A 9,641-nucleotide genomic window follows, 5' to 3' on the forward strand; every position below is an offset into this window, starting at 1 on the left:
AGTGATCAGCCTCGGGTCAGCTTCTTGTACGTGGCGCGGTGCGGACGGGCCGCGTCCGGGCCGAGCCGCTCGATCTTGTTCTTCTCGTACGACTCGAAGTTGCCCTCGAACCAGAACCACTTCGAGTCGCCCTCGTACGCCAGGATGTGCGTGGCCACTCGGTCCAGGAACCAGCGGTCGTGGGAGATGACCACGGCCGCACCGGGGAACTCCAGGAGCGCGTTCTCCAGCGAGGACAGCGTCTCGACGTCGAGGTCGTTGGTCGGCTCGTCGAGGAGCAGCAGGTTGCCGCCCTGCTTGAGGGTGAGCGCCAGGTTCAGACGGTTGCGCTCACCGCCGGAGAGCACGCCGGCCGGCTTCTGCTGGTCCGGGCCCTTGAAGCCGAACGCGGAGACGTACGCCCGGGAGGGCATCTCGACGTGACCGACGTTGATGTAGTCGAGCTCGTCGGAGACGACCGCCCACAGCGTCTTCTTCGGGTCGATGTTGGCGCGGCTCTGGTCGACGTACGAGATCTTGACGGTCTCGCCGACCTTGACGGAGCCGGAGTCCGGGGTCTCCAGACCCTGGAGCATCTTGAAGAGCGTGGTCTTGCCGGCGCCGTTCGGGCCGATGACGCCGACGATGCCGTTACGGGGCAGGGTGAAGGACAGGTCGTCGATGAGGACCTTGTCGCCGAAGGCCTTCGAGAGGTTCTCGACCTCGACGACGATGGAGCCCAGACGCGGGCCCGGCGGGATCTGGATCTCCTCGAAGTCCAGCTTCCGCATCTTGTCGGCCTCGGCCGCCATCTCCTCGTAGCGCGCGAGACGGGCCTTGGACTTGGCCTGACGCCCCTTGGCGTTGGACCGCACCCACTCCAGCTCTTCCTTCAGACGCTTCGCACGCTTGGCGTCCTTCTGGCCCTCGACCTTGAGCCGCTCGGACTTCTTCGTCAGGTAGGTCGAGTAGTTGCCCTCGTAGGGGTGGGCGCGACCGCGGTCGAGCTCCAGGATCCACTCGGCGACGTTGTCGAGGAAGTACCGGTCGTGGGTGATGGCCACGACGGTGCCCTTGTACTGCGCGAGGTGCTGCTCCAGCCAGTTCACCGACTCGGCGTCGAGGTGGTTGGTGGGCTCGTCGAGGAGCAGCAGGTCGGGGGCCTCCAGGAGGAGCTTGCAGAGCGCCACGCGGCGCTTCTCGCCACCGGAGAGGTTGACGACCGGCCAGTCGCCGGGCGGGCAGCCCAGGGCGTCCATGGCCTGCTCCAGCTGGGCGTCGAGGTCCCACGCGTTGGCGTGGTCCAGGTCGTCCTGGAGCTTGCCCATCTCCTCCATGAGCTCGTCGGTGTAGTTCGTCGCCATCTCTTCGGCGATCGCGTTGAACCGGTTGAGCTTGCCCTTGATCTCGGCGACGCCGTCCTCGACGTTCTCCAGGACGGTCTTGGTCTCGTCGAGCTTCGGCTCCTGCATGAGGATGCCGACGGAGAACCCGGGCGACAGGAACGCGTCACCGTTGGACGGCTGCTCGAGGCCAGCCATGATCTTCAGAACGGTGGACTTACCGGCACCGTTCGGGCCGACCACACCGATCTTCGCACCCGGCAGGAAGCTCAGCGTCACGTCATCCAGGATGACCTTGTCGCCGTGCGCCTTGCGCGCCTTGCGCATCGTGTAGATGTACTCAGCCAAGAGAAACCGTCCGGCAAAGAGTGAGTGGGCAGATACACCCCATCTTGCCTGACCGCCACCCCTGGGAGCGAACCAGTAGGTGGCGGGCCCGCTGACCTGCGCGTTTCCGAGCCGCTCTCGTAGCCGGCCGGTCACTGCCGGTCGCCGGTCCGGAAGATCGCGCACGCACCCGCCGCCGGCGCCCCTGACCGGGCTCCCCGGTGCCGGGCCGCCCATGGGTGCGGGCCAGTGGGCGGGGCCCCTGGTCCGTGTCCCTCCGGTCACCTTCGCGGTGCTTCGCGCCGGCCCGGTGCGGGAGCCTCCGGGGCCGGTTTTCGGGGGCGGGTCCGTTCGGCCCAGGCGGTGACCGGGGGGCCTGCCGCGCCCAGGGCCGCGAAGAGGGCGCCCAGGAGCAGCCAGCCCGTGTGTCCGAGCGCGAGGACCGCTCCGGTCAGGATCACGGGGGCGAGGGCCTGGCCCGCGTCGAAGCCGGTGCCGAAGAAGCCCTGGTACTGCCCCTGGGCGTGGTCGGGCGCGAGGCCGAAGCCGACCGCGTAGCCGCCGGAGGACTCCCACACCTCTCCGACGCTGTGCACGCACACGGCGAGGACGGCCAGCGCCGGTGCGGCCCAGGAGGGGACGTCGGCCGTCAGTGCCATCAGCGGGCAGCTGACGAGGAACAGCAGGCCGGCGAGGCGGAAGGCGCGGCCGCCCTGGCGTGGGGTCTCCACCCTGGAGCCGAGCCTGCTCTGCAGCAGCACGCAGACGCCGCTGTTGACCGCGTAGACCGCTGCCACGGTCCAGCGCGGTGCGTCGGTGTGGGCGGCGAGCCAGATCGGCAGCAGGAGGGAGACGGTCTGGTACTGCAGGCCCATGGCGCTGTAGAGCGCCACGAAGGACACGTACGGCCTGTCCGCCAGGACGGACCACCGGCGGTGCTCCTCGGGCCGGGGCAGGGGCCGGTAGGCCGGGACGCCCAGGAACGCGATCAGTCCGGCCAGGGCGAAGCTGGCGGCGTTGGCGAGGATCAGCGCGGTGTAGGCGGGGCGGGTGTCGATCTGGATGGCGACGGCCGCGCCGAGGGTGCCGACGACCACGCCGAGGTTGACGAACGTGCGGAGTCTGGCCCGGAAGGCCGCCGGGCGCTCCCCGCCGACCCTGGCGATGAGCGCGCCGCCCGCCGCGCCGCCCGCCGTGGCGGCCAGCCGGTCCAGGGTGGCGACGAGCGTGAACGCGAGCCAGCTGTCGATGAGCACGAAAGCCGCCATCGTGACGGCCTGGAGGGCGAGGGCCGTCAGCCAGACCGTGCGCGGTCCGTACCGGTCGGCCAGATTCCCCGCCGGTATGCCGGCCGCCAGACCGCTGAGGCCGGCGATCGTCAGCCCCACCCCCACCTGGGCGGCGGGCAGGTGCACCACGAACGTGAAGTAGAGGACGGCAGCGGTGTTGAAGAGGCCGTTGCCCACCCTGCTGACGAAACTGGCGGTGATCAGAGCCCGCTGCGGACCGGAGGACGGTCCGTCGAGCACCCGTCGTCCGGCCCCCCGCCCGGCCCCCCGCCTGATCATGCCGGTCAGGCTAACAGTGGCCTTTCGCCGCGTCGGCCGGTGGACGTGCGACGACCCCGGCCGCGGGTGCGGCCGGGGTCGTGCGGGGTCACGGGGCGGGGTGCGCGCGGCGCGGATCGCTCCGCGGGATCAGCGGCCCGCTCCGCGGGGCCGACGGATCACTCCGTGGGGCCGGGCTTCGGCCCGGTGCCGGGCGTGGGCCCGGCACCGGGGCCCGGGCTCACTGGCCGGCGGTCTTCTTCTTGCGGAGGAAGAACACCGCGCCGCCGCCGATCACGACGAGCGCGGCGGCGATGCCGGCGATCATCGGGGTGGCGCTGGAGCTGCCGGTCTCGGCGAGGTCGCCGCCACCGGTCGTGGTGGTGCCGGTGGTGCCGGTGGTGTCACCGGTCGTACCGCCGGTGGTCGACGGGGTGGAAGGCGTGGCCGAGGGGGTGGTGGAGGGGGTCTCCGACGGCTTCGGGCCGGGGGTGGCCGTCTTGCAGTCCAGGACGCCCTCGAAGGTCTCCTCGAAGCCGTTCGGGCCGGTGATCGTGAACTTGTACGCCTCGTCCTCGGCGAGCGGGACCGTGATGGTCTTCGTCTCACCGGCGCCGACCGTGTAGGAGGCGCCCTTCAGGTCGAAGGTCCAGGCCTCGTCGCCCTTGTTGCCGGCGATGATCTCCAGGCCGCCCTTGGCGCAGTCCTTGGCGACCGTCACGGACGGGACGGCACCCTTCTTGGCCCACGTGGCGGAGGCCTTGGCGGTGACGGTGGAGTCGCTGGACCCGGCCAGGATCAGGGTCTGCGACGGGCCGTCGATGGAGACGAAGGCGCGGCCGAGCGAGACCTTGGTGGTGGCCTCGGCGGTCAGCTCGGCGGTGCCGTCGGCGGTGCCGGCCGGGACGTCGAAGTAGACCTGGTCGCCGCTCTTGACGTCGGTGACCGGCTTGCCGTCCTTGCCGACGACCTGGACGCCGGCGGGGGCGCCCGCGGCGGTCGCGAGCTTGGCGGTCTCGGCGTTGGTGGTGACGGTGATCGGACCGAGCTTCTCGCCGGCCTTGCCCGCCACGGTGGCCGGGGAGAGGCTCAGGGAGGCCGTCGGCTCGTCGAGCTCGACCGCCTTCTCGAGCAGGTACTTCTTCAGCTTCTCGGCGTCCTCGTCCTTCGGCGTGGCGACGACGTCGTCGGAGAGGGTCCAGATGGCGGCCTGGGTGCCGGCCGCGGCCTCCTGCTTGGAGAGGTCGACGCCCACGTTGCCACCGAGGGTCTCGGCGGACAGCTTCGGGTAGGCGTGCTCCAGGATCCAGAGGATCTTGCCCGCGTTGGCGTTGTTGTGCAGGGAGGACTCGTCCCAGCCGACTTCCTTGTAGTTGAAGTCGCGCTTCGCTCCGGTGCGGAGGTCGATGCAGTAGGTGAAGAGGCTTCCCCCGCCCTCGACCTCCATCGTGAACAGGCCGCCGTCGACCGACCACTTGCTGCCGTTCTTCTCGGTGATCTCGACGGCGCCCTTGTCGTCGGTCAGGCCACCGAGCTTCGCCGTGACACCGCCGGTGCCCGAGGCGCCCTCATCGGCCAGGGCCGAGCCGGCGGTCGCTATCGTGCCGGTCGCGACGAGGCCGGAGACCAGGATCGTGGCGGCGAGGCGGGCAACGCCACGCCCACGAACTGAAAACATTGGATTCCCCTCCCGGCGAGACGCTCCGCGAACTTGGTCGATTCGCGTGGGGGGAGCGCACGCCAGCAAAAACTCACAGACTCAATGGGCTCACGTGCCACATGAGTATCCGGGAATCCTAGGGACGCGGAAGCCCCGGGTGCCCTGTCGTGCGATCAGATAACCATTCCGACTCGAAATCGTTATCAGGAAAGCGAGTTGGTCGACAAATCCCCACAACGCAAGGTCAGGACGTGGTTACCAATGGGGGTGTCACGGCCGTTCCCTCCTTCGCGGCCACCGTCCACGGGTCCTGCTCGGGCCGCGGTTCGGGCTCCGCGCGGACGGCCCGGCGGAAGGCCGCCGTCCCCCTGCTCAGGTCGTGTCCCACGGCCACCGCGTCCACGTCCACGAAGGTCTTGCGCTGCCCGTCGCGCTCCTCCTCACGGACCTTCAGCCGCCCGTGCACGACGAGTGGTTCCCCCACGGAGACCGAGGCCGCGAGGTTGGCGCCGAGCGAGCGCCAGGCCGACACCGTGTAGAAGCTGGTGTTCCCGTCGGACCAGAGTCCCCGCTCCCGGTCCCAGCGGCGCGCGGTCACCGCGAACCGGAAGCGGGCCACCCCGCCCGCCACCGTGTCCCGGTACTCCACCGCCGTCGCCACGTTCCCGACGAGCGTCACGGTCGTGTCGTTCATGGTTCCGCCCCCATTCTCCGCTCTCCCGGTGTCCTGCTGCGTGGACACCCCGTGGGAACCATGCTGGGGCGGCCGGGCGATCCCCGCTCACGCCTGTGGACCGGCGCACGCCTGTGGACAACTCCCCCACCCGGAAGGGGGAACCGTCCCGCGCCCCGGTCGCCTACCTCGCCCGCGCCCCCGCCCGCGTCGCGCCCAGCCGGGTCGTGCCGGAGCGGCCGCCGACGACGACCCGGGCCGTCGACGGGCGCGTGCCCACCACCGTCGCGTACTGCTCGCGCACCTCCCGGTAGCGCATCAGCTCCGCCGCCACCGGGTCGAGGACCCGGGCCCGGCCGCAGGCGGCGGCCGCCTCCCGCAGGCGGCGTTCGGCCTCCTGCCCGTACCGGCGGGCCGGGCCCCTCACGGCACTCTCGCAGGCCCATTCGACGAGCGGGCCGCCGATGATGCCGCCGAGCATCACGAGGACCGGCGGCAGCAGCCCCGGCTCGATGACGCCGACGATCTGCCCCACCAGCCACAGCGCGCCGAAGACCTGCAGGAGCGTCATCACCGCCTGGGCCAGGACGGCGGCGGGCCACCAGGCGGGCCGGGGCGGCCGGGCGGCCGGGTCCCCCATGGAGACCGTCAGCTCGTCCAGGGCCTCCGGCAGCCCCTCGGCGCCGCGCACCGCCGCCTCGCGCACCGCCTGCGCCCAGGGCACCGGGAGGCCCCGCGAGGCCTCGTCGGCGACGATCCGGACGGCCTGCTCGACGCGCTGGCGGGCCGTCAGCTCGTCCTCGACGGGGGGTTCGGGGCGCGGGTCGGCGGTGCCGTGCGCGCGCATCCGCTCGTACCAGCGGTAGAGCCGCAGCCAGGGGGTGCCGCAGGCGCGGATGGCACCCCGGCGCCAGACCCGCTCGGCGGCCTCGCCCGCGGCCTGGGCGCCGACGGCGACGGCGAGCCGGTCCGTGAAGGCGTCCCGGGCCCGTTCGTCGAGGCCGGGCCGCCCTTCGGCGACGTACGCCGGGCGCAGCCGGGCCGCGGCGGCGTCGATGTCGGCGGCGAGGCGACGCTCGGGAGCGGAACGTTCCTGGACGAACCGGGCGACGGTTTCGCGCAGTTCGGAGACGCCCTCGCCGGTCAGGGCGGAGACGGCGAGGACGGTCGCGCCGGGTTCGCCGTGCTCGCCGAGCGCCACGCCGTCCTCGTCGAGGAGGCGGCGCAGGTCGTCGAGGACGAGGTCGGCGGCCTCGGCGCCGAGCCGGTCGATCTGGTTGAGGACGACGAAGGTGACCTCGGCGTGCCCGGCGAGGGGCCGCAGGTAGCGCTCGTGGAGGGCGGCGTCGGCGTACTTCTCCGGATCGACGACCCAGATCACGGCGTCGACGAGGCCGAGGACCCGGTCGACCTGGTCGCGGTGGGCGGTGACGGCGGAGTCGTGGTCGGGCAGGTCGACGAGGACGAGCCCCTGGAGCTCGGTGTCGCCGGCGCCGCCGGCGAGGGGGCGGCGGCGCAGCCTGCTGGGGACCGCGAGCCGGTCGAGCAGTCCGGCGGCGCCGTCGGACCAGCTGAGCGCGATGGGCGCGGAGGTGGTGGGGCGGCGCAGTCCGGTCTCGGAGACGGGCACGCCGGCGAGGGCGTTGAAGAGCGTGGACTTCCCGCTTCCGGTGGCTCCGGCGAGGGCGATCACGGTGTGCCGGGAGGAGAGCCGCTGGCGGGCGGCGGCCTCGTCGAGGACGCGTCCGGCCTCGGCGAGGGCCTCGCTCTCGACCCGGGTGCGGGAGAGCCCGACGAGCTCGTGGAGGGCGTCGAGGCGGCTGCGGAGGGGGCCGCCGTAGCTGCCGCCGAGGAGTGGCAGGGCGTCCTCCTCCCGCGGCGTCTCCGGCGCCTTCTTCTCCGCGACGGCGGCCTTCTCGGCCGCGCGCCGTGCGATCAGCCCGTCGTCCCAGCGCTCGCGGCCGCGCTCCCGGTCGTCGTCCACCACGTCACTTCTCCTTCTGCAGTACGGAGAGCGCGGCGATCAGCTCCGCCTGCGGCTCGGGGGTCACGTCGAGCGCGTCGAGGGGGGCGAGGCGGCGGTCTCGCTCGGTGTGCAGGACGCGGTCGACGTACGAGAGGACGAGTTCGCCGCCCTTGTCGCGCAGCCGCAGGGCGGTCTGGGCGCCGAGGAGTTCGGCGAGGCGTTCGCCGGCGGCGCGGGCGCGGCGGCCGCCGAGGAGGGAGGTGGCGAGGAGCGCGGCGACGGTGTCGGGCTCGGGGGCGACGCCGCGGGAACCGGCGGAGCGGGAGCCGGAGAGGCGGGACCCCGGAGGGCGGTCGATGCCCCGCACCTCGTCCTCGGCCAGCTCCTCGAGCTCGCGGCGCCAGCGGCGCGCCTCCACGCCGATCCGCTCCGCCGCCTCCCGGTCGGCGCCGCCCCGGGGCGGGCCGAGGGGCTCGGAGGCGGGTTCGCGGCGCCAGGCGTCCCGGACGTGCTCCTCGGCCGCGGAGACCGCGCAGTGGAGGAGGGCGGCGAGGGACTCGGTGAGGGCGTCGAGGAGCTCCTCCGCGGTGCTGTCGCGGGGGTAGCCGCGCCAGCGGGTGCGGGCGTCGCCGGCGAGGACGGCGCCGCGGCCGAGCTCCTTGCGCACCCGCCGGCCCTGCTCGCGGTACGCGGTCTCGACGACGCCGCCGAGGCGGACGGCGGCGGCGTACTGGGCGGCGACCGCGCCGGCCAGCTCGGGCAGCCGGGAGTCGAGGGAGTCGATGACCCCGGAGGCGGTCCGGTCGGCGGCCTGCTGGCGGGCGGCCGGGTCCTGGGCGCGGTGGGCGAGCCAGGCGCGCAGCTCGGCGACGGCGCTCTCGGGCAGCAGCCCGCTGCCGCCGCCGGCGGACTCGGGCAGCTCGGGGATGGTGAAGCGGGGCACGTGGTCGAGGCCGGCCTTGTCGAGGAGCGCCTCGTACTGCCGGGAGACCTCGCCGATGACCTGGTGGGGGACGCGGTCGAGGACGGTGACGAGGGTGACGTCGTACTCCTTCGCGGTACGGAGCAGGTGCCAGGGCACGGCGTCGGCGTACCGCGAGGCGGTGGTGACCATGACCCAGATGTCGGCGGCGCAGATCAACTCGGCGGCGAGGAGCCGGTTCTCGACGACGAGGGAGTCGATGTCGGGGGCGTCGAGCAGGGCGAGCCCCCGGGGCAGCGAGGCGGCCGTCTCGACGCGCAGCGCGTTCTCCTCGGGGGCCGGTTCGTCGACGGGGTGGTCCTCGTCGGCCTGGGGCAGCCAGACGCGGGTCAGCTGCGGGAGGACCCGCATTCCGGCGAACCAGTGGTGATCCTCGGGGTGGCAGACGAGCACGGGTGTCCGGGTGGTGGGCCTGAGCACTCCCGCCTCGCTGACGCGGCGCCCGACAAGGGAGTTGACGAGGGTGGACTTGCCGGCCCCGGTGGATCCGCCGACGACGGCGAGGAGCGGGGCGTCGGGGTCCTTCAGACGGGGGACCAGGTAGTCGTCGAGCTGGGCGAGCAACTCGGTCCGGGTCTGGCGTGCGCGGGGCGTGTCGGGGAGGGGCAGTGGGAGACGCACGGCGGCGACTCGGTCGCGCAGGGCGGAGAGTGCGTCGATCAGCTGAGGCCGTTCGTCCAAGGTCACCACATGCGAAGAATGCCCAATTTATGAGTGTTTTTGAAGCGTATTGCGACCCTGCGCGCCGAAGAGAAGGGTGGTGACCGGAAGGCCGGGCATAACGAGTGCACAACACCCGACCCGAGCGACGTGAAAAGCGCTGCGCGAATCGCACCTGCCTGCGATTATCGGTTCGCTTCACCGAACCTCCACATCGTGCCACGCAGGTGAAGCAACCGGGCCAAGGCCATCGGAGCCCTATCCTTGTCCCGGCAGGCACACCCCACCCACCAGGGGCTCCTGGCCACACGGCCACCACCCGGCCCCCGTAGCTCAGTGGATAGAGCAGGTGCCTTCTAAGCACTTGGCCGCAGGTTCGAGTCCTGCCGGGGGCGCAAGACCGGGACCCTCCTTCGGGAGGGTCCTTTTGCTGGTCAGGGGTGTTTTCCGGGTGGGCGGGAGGGTGGGGTCACGCGGAGACCCTTTCGTAGGCGGACAGGAGTG

The 9,641-nt window shown here is 72.4% G+C and carries 6 protein-coding genes and 1 tRNA gene; 1 reads left to right on the plus strand and 6 read right to left on the minus strand.

The window, feature by feature from the left end:
* Positions 1–5: 5 nt before the first annotated feature.
* From ettA to K7G60_RS07040, 6 genes are all read right to left on the minus strand, one after another.
* Positions 6–1,670 (minus strand): energy-dependent translational throttle protein EttA, encoded by a 1,665-nt coding sequence (ettA, locus tag K7G60_RS07015; protein WP_225799913.1) that lies wholly within the window; start codon positions 1,668–1,670, stop codon positions 6–8.
* Between the two features lie 260 nt (positions 1,671–1,930).
* A complete protein-coding gene (locus K7G60_RS07020) occupies positions 1,931–3,217 on the minus strand; it encodes an MFS transporter (RefSeq protein ID WP_225799914.1) in 1,287 nt (428 codons plus the stop codon).
* A 220-nt stretch (positions 3,218–3,437) separates the two neighbouring features.
* Positions 3,438–4,874, minus strand: a complete 1,437-nt coding sequence (locus K7G60_RS07025; protein ID WP_225799915.1) for an LAETG motif-containing sortase-dependent surface protein — start codon at positions 4,872–4,874, stop codon at positions 3,438–3,440.
* Between the two features lie 226 nt (positions 4,875–5,100).
* Complete coding sequence (locus K7G60_RS07030; protein ID WP_225799916.1) at positions 5,101–5,550, minus strand: single-stranded DNA-binding protein; 450 nt, start codon at positions 5,548–5,550, stop codon at positions 5,101–5,103.
* A gap of 163 nt (positions 5,551–5,713) precedes the next feature.
* Positions 5,714–7,516, minus strand: a complete 1,803-nt coding sequence (locus K7G60_RS07035; RefSeq protein WP_225799917.1) for a GTPase — start codon at positions 7,514–7,516, stop codon at positions 5,714–5,716.
* A gap of 1 nt (position 7,517) precedes the next feature.
* Entirely contained in the window at positions 7,518–9,167 is a 1,650-nt protein-coding gene (locus K7G60_RS07040; RefSeq protein WP_225799918.1) for a dynamin family protein, read from the minus strand.
* 292 nt (positions 9,168–9,459) lie between these two features.
* Between K7G60_RS07040 and K7G60_RS07045 the strand changes: the two genes are divergently transcribed.
* A tRNA-Arg gene (locus K7G60_RS07045) sits at positions 9,460–9,532 on the plus strand.
* Positions 9,533–9,641: the final 109 nt, after the last annotated feature.

The sequence above is a fragment of the Streptomyces sp. NK15101 genome, assembly GCF_020400725.1.
Taxonomy (GTDB): domain Bacteria; phylum Actinomycetota; class Actinomycetes; order Streptomycetales; family Streptomycetaceae; genus Streptomyces.

Excerpts from the sequence above, each read along its gene's own strand:
- K7G60_RS07030 (WP_225799916.1), bottom strand. The coding sequence starts at position 5,550 with ATGAACGACACGACCGTGACGCTCGTCGGGAACGTGGCGACGGCGGTG.
- K7G60_RS07025 (WP_225799915.1), bottom strand. The coding sequence starts at position 4,874 with ATGTTTTCAGTTCGTGGGCGTGGCGTTGCCCGCCTCGCCGCCACGATC.
- K7G60_RS07020 (WP_225799914.1), bottom strand. The coding sequence starts at position 3,217 with ATGATCAGGCGGGGGGCCGGGCGGGGGGCCGGACGACGGGTGCTCGAC.